Annotated in this window: 14 protein-coding genes; 10 read left to right on the forward strand and 4 right to left on the reverse strand. The window is 71.4% G+C overall.

The window, feature by feature from the left end:
• Positions 1–8: 8 nt before the first annotated feature.
• Positions 9–701, reverse strand: a complete 693-nt coding sequence (locus VC184_RS03380) for a winged helix-turn-helix domain-containing protein (RefSeq protein WP_274178448.1) — start codon at positions 699–701, stop codon at positions 9–11.
• A 401-nt stretch (positions 702–1,102) separates the two neighbouring features.
• On the opposite strand from VC184_RS03380, the gene VC184_RS03385 reads away from it, so the two are divergent.
• The 8 genes from VC184_RS03385 (at position 1,103) to VC184_RS03420 (ending at position 8,649) form a co-directional block, all read left to right on the forward strand.
• Positions 1,103–1,669, forward strand: coding sequence for a P-loop NTPase family protein (locus VC184_RS03385; protein ID WP_274178449.1), 567 nt, complete (start codon positions 1,103–1,105; stop codon positions 1,667–1,669).
• On the forward strand, positions 1,666–1,959 hold the full coding sequence (locus VC184_RS03390) for a GNAT family N-acetyltransferase (protein WP_112616677.1): 294 nt from the start codon (positions 1,666–1,668) through the stop codon (positions 1,957–1,959). Before VC184_RS03385 ends, VC184_RS03390 begins: the two co-directional genes overlap by 4 nt.
• Before the next feature lie 102 nt (positions 1,960–2,061).
• On the forward strand, positions 2,062–2,292 hold the full coding sequence (locus VC184_RS03395; RefSeq protein ID WP_064956107.1) for a hypothetical protein: 231 nt from the start codon (positions 2,062–2,064) through the stop codon (positions 2,290–2,292).
• The gene (locus VC184_RS03400; protein ID WP_258524631.1) at positions 2,289–2,648 is read left to right on the forward strand and encodes a hypothetical protein; all 360 of its coding nucleotides are present in this window, start codon (positions 2,289–2,291) and stop codon (positions 2,646–2,648) included. Before VC184_RS03395 ends, VC184_RS03400 begins: the two co-directional genes overlap by 4 nt.
• Before the next feature lie 132 nt (positions 2,649–2,780).
• Complete coding sequence (locus VC184_RS03405) at positions 2,781–4,244, forward strand: MFS transporter (RefSeq protein ID WP_274178450.1); 1,464 nt, start codon at positions 2,781–2,783, stop codon at positions 4,242–4,244.
• A gap of 62 nt (positions 4,245–4,306) precedes the next feature.
• Positions 4,307–5,455 carry an exonuclease SbcCD subunit D gene (locus VC184_RS03410; RefSeq protein ID WP_323987290.1) on the forward strand — a complete coding sequence of 383 codons (1,149 nt, stop codon included), beginning with the start codon at positions 4,307–4,309 and terminating at the stop codon, positions 5,453–5,455.
• Positions 5,452–8,457, forward strand: a complete 3,006-nt coding sequence (locus tag VC184_RS03415) for an AAA family ATPase (RefSeq protein WP_323987291.1) — start codon at positions 5,452–5,454, stop codon at positions 8,455–8,457. Before VC184_RS03410 ends, VC184_RS03415 begins: the two co-directional genes overlap by 4 nt.
• A gap of 9 nt (positions 8,458–8,466) precedes the next feature.
• On the forward strand, positions 8,467–8,649 hold the full coding sequence (locus VC184_RS03420; protein ID WP_023952247.1) for a hypothetical protein: 183 nt from the start codon (positions 8,467–8,469) through the stop codon (positions 8,647–8,649).
• On the opposite strand, the gene VC184_RS03425 is transcribed toward VC184_RS03420, so the two are convergent.
• Both VC184_RS03425 and VC184_RS03430 read right to left on the reverse strand, forming a co-directional pair.
• Complete coding sequence (locus tag VC184_RS03425) at positions 8,637–9,197, reverse strand: phosphorylase family protein (RefSeq protein WP_323987293.1); 561 nt, start codon at positions 9,195–9,197, stop codon at positions 8,637–8,639. The genes VC184_RS03420 and VC184_RS03425 overlap by 13 nt on opposite strands.
• 2 nt (positions 9,198–9,199) lie before the next feature.
• Positions 9,200–9,331 (reverse strand): hypothetical protein, encoded by a 132-nt coding sequence (locus VC184_RS03430; protein ID WP_258524632.1) that lies wholly within the window; start codon positions 9,329–9,331, stop codon positions 9,200–9,202.
• Positions 9,332–9,474: 143 nt separating this feature from the next.
• Here VC184_RS03430 and VC184_RS03435 point away from each other — a divergent pair, with 143 nt between their 5' ends.
• The gene (locus VC184_RS03435; RefSeq protein ID WP_282502134.1) at positions 9,475–10,056 is read left to right on the forward strand and encodes a hypothetical protein; all 582 of its coding nucleotides are present in this window, start codon (positions 9,475–9,477) and stop codon (positions 10,054–10,056) included.
• A gap of 24 nt (positions 10,057–10,080) precedes the next feature.
• On the opposite strand, the gene VC184_RS03440 is transcribed toward VC184_RS03435, so the two are convergent.
• Positions 10,081–12,150 carry an NAD(+) synthase gene (locus VC184_RS03440; RefSeq protein ID WP_323987294.1) on the reverse strand — a complete coding sequence of 690 codons (2,070 nt, stop codon included), beginning with the start codon at positions 12,148–12,150 and terminating at the stop codon, positions 10,081–10,083.
• A gap of 70 nt (positions 12,151–12,220) precedes the next feature.
• Between VC184_RS03440 and VC184_RS03445 the strand changes: the two genes are divergently transcribed.
• Positions 12,221–15,739, forward strand: coding sequence for a TM0106 family RecB-like putative nuclease (locus VC184_RS03445; protein ID WP_323987296.1), 3,519 nt, complete (start codon positions 12,221–12,223; stop codon positions 15,737–15,739).
• Positions 15,740–15,829: the final 90 nt, after the last annotated feature.

A 15,829-nucleotide genomic window follows, 5' to 3' on the forward strand; every position in this document is an offset into this window, starting at 1 on the left:
GGCGCGAATCAGAAGCGGTCGGGCGAGGGCGTGCCGTGGCCGTAGCGGATGACCACGTCGGCGTGGCGGTCGAACCGGTAGCCGACGCCGCGTACCGTGCGCACGATGTCCTCGTAGCGGCCGAGCTTCGCACGCAGCCGGCGGACGTGGACGTCGATCGTGCGCTCGCCCGGCGCCTCGTCGTCGGAACCGTTGCTCCACAGCGACTCGACGAGCTCGGAGCGCTCGATGGTGCGTCCCTCACGGAGCACCAGGTACTGCAGCAGCTCGAACTCCTTGAAGGTGAAGGCCGCCGACTCGCCATCGATGAAGACGCGCTTGCGCGAGATGTCGACGGTCACGCCGCCGGGGACGTGGTCCTCCGCCGGGACGTCCTGCTTCGTGCGGGCGACCGCGCTGGGCTCGTGGAGCGCGAGACGGACGACGTCGACGTCGCGTCCGCCCGCGCCGACCGGTGCCAGGGCGACGGTCGCGTAGGTCTCGGCGTGGGGGGCGAGCTCGCCCAGCGTGCGGCGCAGCGCCTCGACGAGGGTCGAGAGCGAGACGCCGTCGACGGCGGCCTTGGCCTCGTCGATGCCGACGTACAGGGCGAAGCCGCGGGGTGCGGTCGAGGTCGCAGCGGCGGGCGCCGGGGGAGGCGTCTCGACGGCGCGAAGGTGGCGAGCGGGGGCGGCGGGGGCGAGAAGAGCGGTGTTCGACATGGGAGGTTCGTCCTCGGAACGTGAACCCGGGCTGTCAGCCTGCGGCGGGTTCGGGTGTGCGTTGCGTGAGGCCCAGCGGGGGCCGGTGAGCGAGCATCCGGATGTCGGCGTTGTGGGCCGGGCCATCGGAACTCGGGGATCCGCGGCCGCGTTCAGAAGCGGCGGAGGATCAGGCGGGGTTCACCTGTCAGCGGCACATTCGGCAACACATGACAGCACGCTGCGACATCATCATGATGTCGGCAGTTCCGTTCGCCTCCCGGGCGGACAGAGTGCGTGCGATGTCAGTCATGGGGTTGATTATGACGATCCGTGTCCGGATGTGTCAAACACACCAGCGCCGCGCGTCCTTCGATGACGGAATGTGACAGATTGCTCAATCCTCGCTACGGTGCACGATCGTGGCTACGCGGATCCGGATCGTCGGCACCTCCGGCTCGGGGAAGAGCGTGCTCGCGGACCGCGTCTCGGCGCGGACCGGGCTGCCGCGGCTCGAGCTCGACGCCGTCTTCTGGGATGCCGGCTGGCGGATGCGCGATCTCGACGAGGCCCGGGCCCGGGTCCGGGAGTTCGTGCGGCAGCATCCGGACGGGTGGGTCGCGGACGGGAACTGGACGTCGCGCCTGGGCGACCTGCTCGACCCGGGTTCGCCGGACGGCGCCGACACGGTCGTGTGGCTCGACCTGCCGCGCCGACGCGTGATGCGTCAGGTCGTCGGACGCACGCTGCGCCGCGTGGTGCGGCGCGAGGAGCTCTGGCACGGCAACCGCGAGCGCGCGGGCAATCTCTTCCGATGGCATCCGGAGCGGAACATCATCCGGTTCGCGTGGACCAACCATCCCGTCACGCGCGAGCGCATGCTCGGGCGCATCGCCGCGGGGGAGCGCATCGTGCGGCTGCGCGATCGCTCGGAGATCGACGCCTGGCTCGCCTCGCTGCCACCGGCCGGGCGTAGCGTGGGCGCATGAGCGATCTGACCTTCACGCATGAGAGGGATGCCTCCCGCTACACGCTGCACCGGGGAGACGACCTCGTCAGCGTGCTCGACTACCGCGACGACGGGCGCACGGTCGCACTCACCCGCGCGTACACGATTCCGACGTTCCGCGGGCACGGCTATGCGGCGGAGGTCGTCGAGCGCGCCGTCGCCGACATCGAGGCGCTCGGTGACCGGACGATCAGCCCGGTCTGCTGGTACGTCGCCGACTGGTTCGAGGCGCACCCCGATCGCGCGGGGATTCTGCAGCCGCGGCGCTGACCCGCGAAGCCGCAGATACGTCTCCTGCCGCGCGGCTGTCAAGACGGTGCTCGCGAGAGGACGCCGGGGCCAGACTGGGGCGATCGATCGAAGGAGACAGTCATGAACCGCGATCTACCCGAGGGTGTCGTCGATCCTGACGGCGCCGGTGCCACGTCGCTCGCCGCGAGCGAGGCCGAGGACGACGCCGTGCGCGACGCGGACAGCCCCGCCGACGTCCCGATGCCCGATGGCGACAGCCCCGACGGTTTCGTCGAGAGCGCCGAGATCCAGCAGGGCCTGGACCCCGACCTCGTCACCGACGAGCAGGCAGACGAGGAGGAGCAGCGATGAGCGGTCAGGCCGACGAGATCGATTCGAGCGTCTCTGACTCCGCGACGCAGGACGCGCCCGAGACCGGCCGCGGCGGCACGCGGTCGACCACTGCGGGCACCGGCGGCGACGTGACGCCTCCGAAGGAGGACACCCCGGTCTCGCCCCCGGGCGTGCAGGACGGCCCCGCGCTGTCGATGCACGACACGACCGAGCAGGAGCGCCTCGACGGGCTCGTCGCGCAGCTGCGGGCTGATCTCCCGGGCGAGAACCGCGCGACGGTCGAGAAGTACGTGCGTCAGCGCGTCTCGGAGGTCGGCCTGAGTGTCGGCGACGACGAGATCGCGCGAATCGTCGACGACCTCGCCGCCGACTGACGGACGACGGTACGAATGCCCCGGGTGGGACCCCGGGGCATTCGTCGTGTCGAGACGGTGCCCTGTACGACGCTCGGCCCGAGAGTGCAAGGGCGGGCCTGCCGCGCTCATGCGGGCATACCCTGACCCACGATGAGTGACACGGCGAGCATCCCGCTGTCGGTGCACCAGCGGTGGCGGGCCTTCTGGGTCTGCGTGGCCGTCGCGGCGCTGACGATCCTCGACCTGACGAAGGTCAACGTCGCGCTGCCCTCGATCGAGCAGGCGTTCGGTGCGGGCTCGACCGAGCTCCAGCTCATCGTGTCGGGTTACGTCCTCACCTTCGGGCTCACGCTCGTTCCCGCCGGACGTATCGGCGACCAGCGCTCGCGACGCGCGCTGTTCGTGATCGGACTCTCGCTGTTCACCGTGACGAGTATCGCGTGCGCGCTCGCTCCGAACACGGAGGTGCTTTTGGCCGCACGGCTGGTGCAGGGCGTCGCCGCCGGCATCCAGATGCCGCAGGTGATCGGACTGGCCCAGGAGATGTTCCAGGGGGCCGAGCGCGGCAAGGCATTCGGGCTGTTCGGTGCCACGATCGGCATCTCGACGGCCTTCGGCCCCACGCTCGGAGGCCTCATGATCGCGCTGGGCGGCGCCGACGACGGCTGGCGCTACATCTTCTGGATGAACGTCCCGCTGACCCTCGCCGTACTCGCCGGGGTCGTCTGGCTCCTTCCGAAGACGCGCGAATCCCGGCCGGCGCGGCTGCAGCTGGATCCCGTCGGTCTCCTGCTCTTCGCGTTCGTCGTCATCGCCCTCATGGTGCCCTTCCTCCTCACGACCGGTGCGCCGGGCGATGATCCGCAGCGCTGGTGGTCGCTCGTCGCCTTCGGCGTCTTCGCCGCCCTCTTCGTGTGGTGGGAGCGACGCTATGCAGCATCCGGCAAGCATCCGCTCATTCCGCTGCAGCTCTTCGCCATCTCGTCGTACCGCAACGGCACTCTCATCCAGGCGGTCTATTTCATGGCGCTGCCGGCGATGTTCCTGTTGACGACCCTCTTCCTGCAGCTGGGCGTCGGCCTCGAGCCCGTCTTCGCGGGGATGGTCTCGATCGGATTCGCCGTCGCGAGCGCCGCGGCCTCGTATGTCGGCGGCCGGATCGTGACGCGCGTCGGGCGCCCGCTCGTCGTCGGCGGCCTCGTCATCATGCTCTCGGCCGTGGTCGCTCTCGCCCTCGTCGCGTACTTCGTGCCGCCCGGGATCGTGGAGTTCGCGATGGCGGGAGTCCTGACCGTGGGGGGCTTCGGCGGTGGCCTCGTCATCTCGCCGAACCAGACCCTCACCCTCGCCGACATACCCGTGAAGCAGGGCGGTCTCGCAGGCTCGGTCGGTCAGCTCGTGCAGCGGATCGGAACCGCCGTCGGAACCGCCGTCGCGCTGTCGCTGTTCTACTCGACGGTGAACCGGCTCGGCGGCGGGTCGACACCGCGGATCGATGTCTACCACGACGCCTATGCGCTGGGGATGGTCTCGGTGGGCCTGTTCCTCGCGCTCGCGCTCGTGCTCGGCGTCGCCGACCTTTCCTCGCGGCGCAGGCGAGCCCGTCAGGCCTGAGTCTGGCTGCTTCCCCGCGGGGCACCCCGGCGATGTCCGAGCCTGCTCCTACCCTGGTCGGCATGCGGATCCTCCACACCTCCGACTGGCACATCGGGCGGACCTTCCACGGTCATTCGACGCTCGATGCGCTTCGCGGCGTGCTCGAGGAGCTCACGGCTCAGGTCCGCGAGCACGAGGTCGACGTCGTCGTCGTGGCGGGCGACGTGTTCGACTCGGCCGCGCCGGCGGCGGGCTGCTACGCCCTCCTCTCCGACACGCTGCAAGGTATCGCCGACACCGGCGCGCGCGTCATCGTCACGAGCGGCAACCATGATTCGGCCGCGCGCCTGGGCTTTCAGGCGGGCCTGCTGCGCGAGGGCATCCACGTCCTCACCGACCCGGCCGCGGTGGGCACTCCGATCACGATCACGGATGCCGACGGGCCCGTGCACTTCTACGGCATCCCGTACCTCGAGCCGGCACTGCTGCGACACCTGTGGCCCGAGGCGCGGTCGCAGGCGGCCGTGATCGATCGCGCGATGGGGCTCGTGCGCGACGACCTGGCGATGCGGGGCGGGCGGTCCGTCGCGATCGCCCACTGCTTCGCCGCGGGTGTCGAGCCGACGCCGCACCTCGAGCGAGACATCCAGCAGGGCGGTCTCGACGTCGTGCCGCTGTCTGCTTTCGCGGGCGTCGACTACATGGCGCTGGGGCACATCCACGGACGCCAGCAGCTCGCCCCCGCCGTCCGCTACGCGGGTGCGCCGCTCCACTACAGCTTCGGCGAGGGTGAGAAGCCCCGGGGCTCGTGGCTGATCGATCTCGACGCCGACGGCTTCGCGGATGCGCGGTGGCTCGAGCTGCCGGTCCCGCGTCGGGTGGTCACCCTCCGCGGGCCGCTGGCCGACGTTCTCGCCGATCCCGCGCACGAGCAGCACGCCGATGCGTGGGTCTGCGTCGAGTACACCGACACGCTGCCCGAGCGCGATCCGATGCGTCGTCTGCAGGAACGCTTCCCGTTCTGCGCGAAGGTGGTGCACGCCCCGGCGGATGCCGCGCCGAGCGACGCGCGCACCTACGTCGACCGCGTGCGCGCCGCGCGCAGCGACGCCGAGCTCGTCGAAGCGTTCCTCGTGCACGTCCGAGAGGGGGCTGGGGCCGACGAGCGCGAGCGCGAGCTGCTGGCCGACGTCCTCGACGAGCGGATCCGCGTGGAGGCGATGGCGTGAAGCTCCATCGCCTGGAGCTGACCGGGTTCGGTCCGTTCCGCGAGAAGCAGACCGTCGACTTCGACGCCTTCGATCGCGACGGCGTCTTCCTCATCTCGGGGCGGACCGGCGCGGGCAAGTCGAGCATCCTCGACGGGGTGAGCTTCGCGCTCTACGGCTCGGTGCCGCGTTACGACAACGGTGAGCGGCGTCTTCGCAGCGACCACAGCTTCCTGGGCGACCCCACCGAGGTGCGGCTGGAGTTCACCGTCGGCGGGCAGCGCTGGCGCGTGACCCGAGCGCCGGAGTACGAGCGGCCCGCGAAGCGCGGCGACAAGCTCACGACCGAGATCGCGCGCGCCGAGCTCGAGCAGCACGTCGACGGTGAGTGGGTGGGCCGGGCGGCGAAACCCCGCGAGGTCGCCCTGCTGCTCGACGAGGTGCTGGGGCTGAACGCGCAGCAGTTCCAGCAGGTGATCCTGCTGGCGCAGAACAAGTTCTCGCGATTCCTCCTCGCCCGCAACGACGAGCGGCAGCAGCTGCTGCGCACCCTGTTCGGCACGAAGCGGTTCGAGCAGTACAAGGACGACCTCGAGGAGCGTCGCCGCGCCGCGCAGCGCGAGCTCGACGCCGCCGGTGATCAGGTGCGGACGCTTCTCGAGCTGGCCGAGGCCGCGATGACGCAGCAGAGCAGCGCCATCGGCGACGACGGCGCGACGGACGAGGCGGCGCCGCTCGACCTCGCCGGTCGACGCGATGTCGTCGAGCGAGCACACCGTCGCGCCGATTATCGCGTGGAGCAGGCCGACGAACTCCGCCAGCAGGCGGAGTCACGGCAGGCCGCTCTCGTGGCGGCGCATGCCGAGCTCGTCGAGCGGGTGCGGGTGCTCGATGACCTCGCCGCGGCGCGGCGACGTCTGGACGACCTCGACGCGGTCGCCGATGAGGTAGCTGCGGCTGAACGCCGACTCGAGCGTGCGCGCGCCGCCGAAGCGCTCCGCGCGACACTGGAGCAGGCCGACCGGTCGGGCGAAGCGGCGGGGCAGGCCCGCGCGATGGTGGAGCGGGCCGAGACGCGCTGGACCGCAGCGGGCGGAGCCGCCGACGACGACATCTCCGCTCTGGTCGAGACCCTGACCGGCGACATCGCGCGCTGGACCGACGCGCTCGCCCGTGAGCACGAGCTGACGGACGCCACCGACGCCCGAGACGCGACTGCGGCCGAGATCGCCCTCCTTCAAGAACAGGCGACGCTGCTCGACGAGCAGCATGCCCTTCTGCCCGCGGAGCGCGAACGCGTCGCGGCCGAGCTCGCGGCAGAGACGCTCGCGGCGGCGCGCGTCGACGAGCAGCGCGTGCGAGTGAGTGATCTCACCGCCCGGGCCGAGGCCGCCGACGACGCGGGACGCCTTGCTGGCAAGCTCGGCGAGGCCGAGGAGCGTTACCTGCGGGCGAGCGGTGACGCGGAGGCGGCAGCCGCCGCCGTCACCGACCTGCTGCGGCGACGGGTGGCCGGTCGCGCGGGAGAGCTCGCCGCCGAACTCACCGAGGGCGAGGCCTGCCCGGTCTGCGGGGCGCTCGATCACCCGCATCCCGCACCCCCGGCGGACGACGGTGTGACGGACGACGATCTGGCCGACGCGGAGTCGGCGCGGGATGCCGCCGCCGCTGAGGCCCGCGACGCGGGCGAGCGCGCCGCCCTGCTGCGCGCAGAGCTCGCCGCCGCGACAGCGCGCGCGGGCGCACGCGGGAGCGACGAGCTCGCGGACCTGCTCGCTCAGGCCCGGGACGAGCTGGCATCCTCCGAACGCGCCGCAGAGCGAGTCATCGCTCTCACCGAGAAGCGCGACGTGCTCGACCGTCTCGACGCGGAGGCCACCGAGGAACGCTCTCGCCTCGCGGCCGCCCTGGCCGATGCGCGCGAGCGCTCCGCCGTCGCGACGACGACGCTCGCGCGCCTGGAGAGGGAGGTGGCCGACGCGCGGGGTCCGTTCGCGACGGTCGCGGAGCGCATCGCGGCGGCGACCGAGCGGCGTGACCTCGCGCGCGCGGTGCTCGAGAGCCGGCGGGCGCTCGCCCACAGCGAGGCGACCGCGAGTGATGCGGCGAACGACCGGGCGCAGCGGATCGAGGCATCGGTGTTCGCGGACGTCGGCGAGGTGCGCGAGGCGCTGCTCCCTGAGAACGAGCGAACCGCCCTCACGCGGCGTGTCGCCGAGCACGCCGCGGACCTCGCGGCCACGCGCGCCCGCCTTCTCGAGCTCGAACTCGCCGCCGCGGGGCTGCCCGACGAGCGGCCCGATCTCGACGCTGCTGCGGAGGCGGTCGCCAGCGGAGACCGCGCGCGGAGTGCGGCGATCGCGGCGCACCGCGATGCCGTCAACGCCGCCGAGACGATGCGCGACCTCCTCCTGCGCATCGACGACGCGTTCGTCGCGGTGGCCGGTCTCGCCGAGCGGACGGCGACGGTGACCCGCCTCGCCGACACCGTCGCGGGTCGGGCCCCGAACACCCGGAAGATGGATCTCGAGACCTTCGTACTCGCGGCCGAGCTCGAAGAGATCGTCGCGGCCGCCAATCTGCGCCTGCGCGACATGTCGTCGGGTCGCTACACCCTCCACCACAGCGACGCGCTGCAGGCCCGTGGCGCAGCATCCGGACTCGGGCTCGAGGTGCTCGACGCGCACACCGGCCGTCTCCGCTCGCCGCAATCGCTGTCGGGAGGAGAGACCTTCCTCGCCTCCCTCGCCCTCGCGCTCGGTCTCGCCGAGGTCGTCACCGGTCGTGCCGGCGGCATCCGTCTCGACACGCTCTTCGTCGATGAGGGCTTCGGGTCGCTCGATCCCGAGACCCTCGAGCTTGCGATGCGCACTCTCGACGAGCTGCGCGCGGGCGGCCGGACCGTCGGCGTCATCAGTCACGTCGAGGGCATGAAGGAGCAGCTCGCCGCACAGATCGTCGTCGAGGCGACGCGCGAGGGCCCGAGCATCATCCGGCAGGAGGCGCTCAGCGAGCGCGACTAGGCTGGCGTCGTGAGGACTTTCTGGACCGTCGTCGGAGTGATCGCCGCGATCTTCGTCGCGTGGGTGATCGTCGACATCGTGCTGCGCCTGGCCGTGTTCGCGGTCAAGCTCGGGCTCGTCGCGGTCGTCGCCCTCGTCGTGTTCCTGCTGCTACGCCGGCTGTTCGCGCGCAGCAGCGATCAGACGCCGTAGTCGGCGCGGATCCGCTCGTACAGAGCCCGGCTGCACGCGGCCACGGCCTCATCCCACCCGGTCGTCGCGCCGTCCTGGGCATCATCCGACACCGCTTTGAGCACCCGGATGGGGATGCCGAAGCGCTGCGCGACCCAGATGTAGACGTACGTCTCCATGTCGACCAGCTGGGCGCCGAGTGACTGGATGAGGGCGACCGCCTCGGCATCGTCGACGAAGACGTCACCCGTCGCGATGCGCACCCCGGCGCCCCCGGCCTCGACGCGCTCGGGCATCGAGAGGTGTCGCCCGCGCACGCCGGCCAGATCGAACACGTCGTGCTGAACGGCGTCGCCGACCTCGTAGATGCCGGGTCCCAGAGCGCCGGCCACCGCCCCCGCCGTCCCGACGACGACGATCTCGTCGTATGCGGTGCGATCGAGAGCGCGGGTCAGCTCATGCGCGGCGAGCAGTTTGCCCGGGCCGGTCAGCAGGATGTCGAACCCCGGGATGTCGGCGGGGAAGCCGGTCAGCTCGTCGCGGTGGGCGACGACCAGGAGGCGTCGCACGGTCAGGCACCGCCCCGAGCGATGATGCCGAGGATGCCGGAGATCAGCAGGTAGGCGCCGATGCCGCCCACCACGACCCAGATCGCGATGCGGGCGGAGGACGGTCGCTTGTCGTCGCCGTTGTCGAGGCTCATCCCGCCAGCCTAGGCGAGGTCGCGTCGACCGGAAGCGCGAGCGGCCAGGTGGCCGGATTGACCCGGCGGCACACCCTGGTACGGGCAGGCGTGATCGTTAGACTCGAACTGAGGTCAGACCATCCAGAGGCGGGAGCGACGACATGCAGACGGTACTTCTCGACACGCCCGCGGGCATCACGGCTCGGCTCGGCTGGGACCCGGCGATCACGGTGCACCACCGGCGGCGGATGATCGCACGCGAACTCGTCGCACAGGCGCTCGGCTGCGACGAGAAAGACGTGCGGATCGAACGCGAGGCGCCGCGGGGGTTCGGATATCACACGCGACTCGTCGCCTCACGCGACGGAGTCGAGGTGCCGCTGGCGATCACGACGGCCAGCTTCCGCGCGGCGACGGTCGTCGCGGTCAGCGACCCGGGACTGCCGCTCGGGATCGACATCCGCGACGCGCACCCCGAGCCGGCCGACCTGGCCCGGATGCGCAAGCATTCGCGGCTGTTCGCGGGCACCGACACACTCGACCTGGTCGACCACTGGGTTCACGTGCAGGCGGTGCTCGAGGCCGACGGTCGCGGTGTCCGCGTCGCGCCAGAGCAGGTCCGGCTCGACCCGGGCCGGCACCGCGGCTGGATCCCCGATCGCAACATGAAGTACACGCTCGTCGACATCTCGCGCGACGGGTGGCTCATCACCCTGGCCTCCGGCACCCTGCCGACAGCCTGACCCGGGTCCTCCCGGTCAGGCCGGTCAGTCGACGAGATCGGGCAGCGCCCGACGGAGTTCGGCGAGCCACGCCTCGGGGTTGCCGTCCGACGGCGCGCGCCAATCGCCTCGCGGCGACAGCGAGCCCGCCGCGGCGACCTTGGGCCCGTTCGGGATGGCGCTGCGCTTGAACTGCGCGAAGCCGAAGAACCGCTTGATGAACACCTGCAGCCACTGGGTGATCTCGGCGAGGTCATACGCGTACCGGCTGTCGCGGGGGAAGCCGACCGGCCAGTCGCCGGCATCCGCATCCGACCACGCGTGCTGTGCGAGGAAGGCGATCTTCGACGGGCGGAACCCGTAGCGCAGGACGTGGTGCAGCGCGAAGTCGTGCAGGGCGTAGGGCCCGATCGTCGATTCCGTGGACTGCACCTTGCCGTCTTCGCCGGCGGGCACGAGCTCGGGGCTGATCTCGGTGTCGAGGACCGACTGCAGCACGGCGACGGCCTCATCGGACAGATCGGTACCCGTGCCCTCGCGATGCGCGATGACCCACCGGATGAGGTGCTGCATGAGCGTCTTCGGAACGCCGACGTTGACCGCGTAGTGGCTCATGTGGTCGCCGACGCCGTAGGTGGCCCAGCCGAGCGCGAGCTCCGAGAGGTCGGAGGTGCCGATGACGATGCCGTTCAGGCGGTTCGCGAGCCGGAACAGGAAGTCGGTCCGCACACCGGCCTGGACGTTCTCGAACGTCACGTCGTACACCGGCTCGCCGGAGGCGTAGGGGTGTCCGATGCCGCGCAGGAGTTCGTTCGCGGCGGGGCGGATGTCGATCGTCTCGATCGTCGCGCCGATCGCCTCGGCGAGGGCCACGGCGTTCGACTTCGTGTGGTCGCTCGTGGCGAAGCCGGGCATCGTGTAGGCGAGGATGTCGCTGCGCGGTCGCCCCATGCGGTCCATCGCGCGGGCGACGACGAGGAGCGCATGGGTGGAGTCGAGTCCGCCCGAGACGCCGATGACGGGGCGGGGGCCGCCGATGGCGCGCATCCGCTGCTCGAGCCCGGACACCTGGATGTTGAACGCCTCGTAGCAGTCCTGGTCGAGACGTGCCGGGTCGTCCGGGACGAACGGGAAGCGGTCGAGGGTGCGCCGCAGGCCGATGTCCTCGGCGGGCGGCTGCAGGAACGTCTCGACGGTGAGGAAGTCGGTCGCCGTCGTGCGGCGGTTGTCGTCGAAGGTGCCCTGCCGGTACCGGTCCTGGCGCACCCGGTCGAGGTCGACGTCGGCAACGCTGCGCCGCGGCCCGTCGGGGAAGCGCTCGGTCTCGGCGAGGAGCGAACCGCCCTCGTAGATCATGGTCTGGCCGTCCCACGAGACGTCGTTGGTCGATTCGCCGAGACCCGCCGCGGCGTAGGCGTAGACGGCGAGGCATCGCAGCGACTGCGACTGCACCAGCGTGCGGCGGTCGTCGGCCCGGCCGATCGTGATCGGCGAGCCCGAGAGGTTCACGAGCACCGTCGCTCCCGCGAGAGCCGCACGCGACGAGGGCGGCACCGGCACCCACATGTCCTCGCACACCTCGGCGTGCAGGACGAGCCCGGGCACGTCGCGGACGTCGAAGAGGAGGTTGGTCCCGAACACGGTCTCGTGCGAGCCGATGCGGATGCCTTCGCCGTCCCACTCCTCACCCGCGGCGTACCAGCGCCGCTCGTAGAACTCGCGGTAGGTGGGCAGGTGGGCCTTCGGCGCGACACCGAGGATCTCGCCGCGATGAATGACGACGGCGCAGTTGTACAGGCGGCTGCGGTGGCGGAGCGGGGCACCGACCACCAGCACCGGCATGAGATCGACGGATGCTTCGACGATGCGCTCGATCGCCGCGTCGACGGCATCCAGCACGGCGTCCTGCAGCACGAGGTCTTCGATGGCGTACCCGGTGAGGCAGAGCTCGGGGAACACGGCGACCGCGACGGAGTCGGCGTCGCACGCGTGCGCCTCGGCGAGCACGGCCTCGGCGTTGGCGGCGGGATCGGCGATGGCCACCGGAATGGTGCAGGCGGCGATCCGCGCGAAGCCGTGGGCGTACGCGCTGGCGAAGGGGAGCGACTCGTTCACCCTCCTCAGTCTGGCACCGGCGTCGGCGGTGTCGCACCCCGCGGTTAGGGTCATTGAACGGAAGGGGATCATGCGATACATCGAGGACGAAGGCCGGGTCGTCTGGAGCGCGAGCGACCTCAAGGCCGCGGCCGAGTGCGAGTTCGCCTGGCTGCGCGCGATCGACGCCAAGCTCGGACGCGTCGCGGCGGTCGACGAGCCCGACGACCCGACGCTCGAGCGGGCCGGACGTCTCGGCGACCGGCACGAAGAGCGCCAGCTCGCGGCGTACCGCGCCGAGTTCGGTGACCGCGTGACCGAGATTCCCGAGACACGGTCATCGGATGCCGCGGGCCTGGCACAGGCTGTCGCGTTCACGCGCGAGGCCCTCGCATCGGACGCGCGAGTGATCTACCAGGCCGCGTTCTCCGACACCGACTTCGTCGGGTTCGCCGACTTCCTGCTGCGCGACGACGACGGCCGGTGGATCGTGCAGGACACCAAGCTCGCGCGTCACGCCCGCGTCACCGCGCTGATGCAGCTCGAGGCGTATGCCGTCCAGCTCGATCGCGAGGGCGCCCGCGTGGCCGATCACGTCGAGCTGCTGCTCGGCGACGGGACGGTGTCGCGGCACGCCCGGGCCGACATCGCGCCGGTGTTCGTCCTGCGTCGCGAGCGTCTGCGCTCGCTCATCGCCGATCGTGATGTCGCTACGGGCGCGGCAGGTGAGCCCATCGCGTGGGGCGACGACCGTGGCGACCTGCGGATCGCGGCCTGCGGACGCTGCGCGACCTGCGACCTCGAGGTCGTGGCCGCGCGAGATCTCCTGCTCGTCGCGGGGATGCGGCCGATCCAGCGCGAGCGTCTGCGGGCCGCCGGAGTCACCACGATCGACGAGCTCGCCGCGGCACGTGAAGCGCCCGCGCGGATGTCGTGGGACACGTTCACCGGGCTCCGCACCCAGGCGCGGCTGCAACTCGAGAGCCCGGCGGGAGGCGTCACGGCCGCGGTCGACGGCGACCCCGATAACTCCCCGAGCGCTGCGGCCCTGCCGACCTTCGAGGTCGTCTTCCCCCAGGCGCTCGGCGCGCTTCCCCGGCCCGATCTCGGCGACCTGTTCTTCGACTTCGAGGGCGACCCGCTCTACACCGAAGGGCCGGGTCGCCACTGGGGCATCGACTACTTGTTCGGGTGGGTCGACCTGCGCGAGCAGTACTCCGCGCTGTGGGCTCACACGTTCGACGAGGAGAAGGCGGCGTTCCAGACCTTCCTCGACTTCGTCGCCGTGCACCGCGCCGCGCACCCGGCGATGCACATCTACCACTACGCACCGTACGAGCCGACGCACCTTCTCGCGATGGCCGCGAGGTACGGCGTCGGCGAGGCCGAGGTCGACCGGCTGCTGCGCGACGGCGTCTTCGTCGACCTGTACCCGATCGTCCGCCGCGCGTTGCGCGTGGGGTCGCGGTCGTACTCGATCAAGAAGCTCGAACCGTTGTACATGGGCGCCGAGGTCCGGACGAGCGATGTCCAGAAGGGCGACGACTCGATCGTCCGCTACGTCGAGGCGCGGGCACTCGCCGAGTCCGGTGACGCCGACGGAGCCGCTGCGATCCTCGCCGACCTCGCCGACTACAACCGTTACGACTGCGTCTCCACTCGGCGCCTGCGCGACTGGCTCGTCGATCGGGCGCGAGAAGCGCAGCTGCGGCCGTCGGCAGACGTCGAGCCCGAAGAGCGCGCCTACGAGCCGTCGCCGCGAGCGACCGCGCTCTCACGGCTCGCGGATGCCGCGGCCGCCGACGACCCCGCGGGCGTCGAAGCGCCGGCCGCGGTTGCACTCCGGCTCGGCGCGGCAGCGATCGACTATTACCCGCGCGAGGCGAAGTCGTTCTGGGCCACCCACTTCCTCCGTCTGCGCGAACCGCTCTCGATGTGGGAGGACACCCGTGATGTCGTCGCCGTCGCGGCGGAGCGCAGCCGCGTGCTCGAGGACTGGCATCGCCCCGAGGGCGCCCGGACCGACCGGCGCATCCTCGAGCTCCGCGGCGAGGTCGCGCCGGGCACGCGGCTGAGCGTCGATTCGTCCCCCTTCGCGATCTACGAGTCGCCCGCGCCGTTCCCGACCGAACCGCGGCCGCGCTTCATCCACGCCGACCGGCGCGTCCGGGTTGTCGAGCTCCTCGACGACGGCGCGATCGTCGAGGAGCTCGCTGCGGGGGCGTACATGTGGTCGGAGCTGCCGATCGCGCTGACCCCGGCAGCCCCGCCTCCCGCGGGCAGCCAGCAGGCGGCGATCGACACGTGGGCCGACGGCGTGATCGCCGCAGCGCCCGAGCTGCCCGCCGACCCCGCGACCGATCTCCTGCTGCGCCGGCCGCCGCGGACGCTTTCGGGCGGGTTGCCGAGCGATGGATCGGACCCGGTTGCCGATATCTCGCGCGCCATCGTCGACCTCGACCGCAGTTATCTCGCCGTCCAGGGCCCGCCGGGGACGGGCAAGACCTACGTCGGGTCGCACGTCGTCGCGCGTCTGGTCGGTGAACGCGGCTACCGCGTCGGGGTCGTCGCGCAGTCGCACGCCGTCGTCGAGAACATGCTCGATCGCATCGCGGCGGCGGGTGTGCCCCGCGAGAAGATCGCCAAGGCGGTGAAGGGCGAGCCGACCGGTGACGAGGCCTTCACCGTCATCCCGAAGAACGGCGTGGCGGACTTCACCGCGACCCGTCCGGATGGCTACGTCATCGGCGGCACAGCGTGGGACCTCACCCACGCGGGTCGCATCCCGCGCGGCAGCCTCGATCTGCTCGTGATCGACGAGGCGGGCCAGTTCTCGCTCGCCTCGACGATCGCGGTCTCGGTCGCGGCATCCCGCCTCCTCCTCCTGGGCGACCCGCAGCAGCTGCCGCAGGTCAGCCAGGGTACGCACCCCGAGCCGGTCGACACGTCGGCTCTCGGCTGGATCATGGACGGCGCGCACGTCATCCCCGCCGACCGCGGGTTCTTCCTCGCCGAGACCCGGCGGATGCGGCCGGAGGTCGCCGAACCGGTCTCCGTGCTGGCCTATGACGGACGTCTCGCCGCGCACGCGTCGACGGCCGATCGGCTGCTCGAGGGCGTGGCCCCGGGCGTCGTGCCGGTGCCCGTCCCGCATCGGCGCAACGCCACCGCCTCTCCCGAAGAGGCCGAGGTCGTCGTACGCCTGGTCGGCGATCTCCTCGGCCGCGCGTGGCTGCCCGACGCCGCGCTCGCACCGCGTCCGCTCGAACAGCGCGACATCATCGTGGTCACGCCGTACAACGCGCAGCAGGTCCTCGTAGAAGAAGCGCTCGCCGCAGCGGGATACACCGAGGTGCCGGTGGGAACGGTCGACCGCTTCCAGGGTCAGGAGGCGGCGGTGGCGATCGTGTCGCTCGCGGCATCCTCGGGTCGCGACGCACCGCGGGGACTGGAGTTCCTGCTGCTGCAGAACCGCCTCAACGTCGCCGTCTCACGTGCTCAGCACACGGCGTACATCGTCTACGGCACCGGCATCCTCGACGATCTGCCGCGCACGCCCGAGGGCGTCGCGCGGATGAGCGCGTTCGCTCGCCTCGTCGGGGCGGTCTGAAGCGCGCTGGTCGCTCTTATCGAGCGCACTTCCCACCGACAGGCGCAGCTTGAACTGCGCCTCATTCGCGGAGGTGCGCTCGATGCCCCG

Origin of the sequence: Microbacterium plantarum (assembly GCF_035231185.1) — a bacterium.
GTDB lineage: Bacteria > Actinomycetota > Actinomycetes > Actinomycetales > Microbacteriaceae > Microbacterium > Microbacterium plantarum.

Bases quoted from the DNA above. Each gene is read 5' to 3' on its own strand.
- VC184_RS03430 (WP_258524632.1), bottom strand. From the start codon at position 9,331: ATGAGCCTCGACAACGGCGACGACAAGCGACCGTCCTCCGCCCGCATC.
- VC184_RS03400 (WP_258524631.1), top strand. From the start codon at position 2,289: ATGAGCGGTCAGGCCGACGAGATCGATTCGAGCGTCTCTGACTCCGCG.
- VC184_RS03445 (WP_323987296.1), top strand. From the start codon at position 12,221: ATGCGATACATCGAGGACGAAGGCCGGGTCGTCTGGAGCGCGAGCGAC.
- VC184_RS03435 (WP_282502134.1), top strand. From the start codon at position 9,475: ATGCAGACGGTACTTCTCGACACGCCCGCGGGCATCACGGCTCGGCTC.
- VC184_RS03380 (WP_274178448.1), bottom strand. From the start codon at position 701: ATGTCGAACACCGCTCTTCTCGCCCCCGCCGCCCCCGCTCGCCACCTT.
- VC184_RS03410 (WP_323987290.1), top strand. From the start codon at position 4,307: ATGCGGATCCTCCACACCTCCGACTGGCACATCGGGCGGACCTTCCAC.
- VC184_RS03390 (WP_112616677.1), top strand. From the start codon at position 1,666: ATGAGCGATCTGACCTTCACGCATGAGAGGGATGCCTCCCGCTACACG.
- VC184_RS03405 (WP_274178450.1), top strand. From the start codon at position 2,781: ATGAGTGACACGGCGAGCATCCCGCTGTCGGTGCACCAGCGGTGGCGG.
- VC184_RS03395 (WP_064956107.1), top strand. From the start codon at position 2,062: ATGAACCGCGATCTACCCGAGGGTGTCGTCGATCCTGACGGCGCCGGT.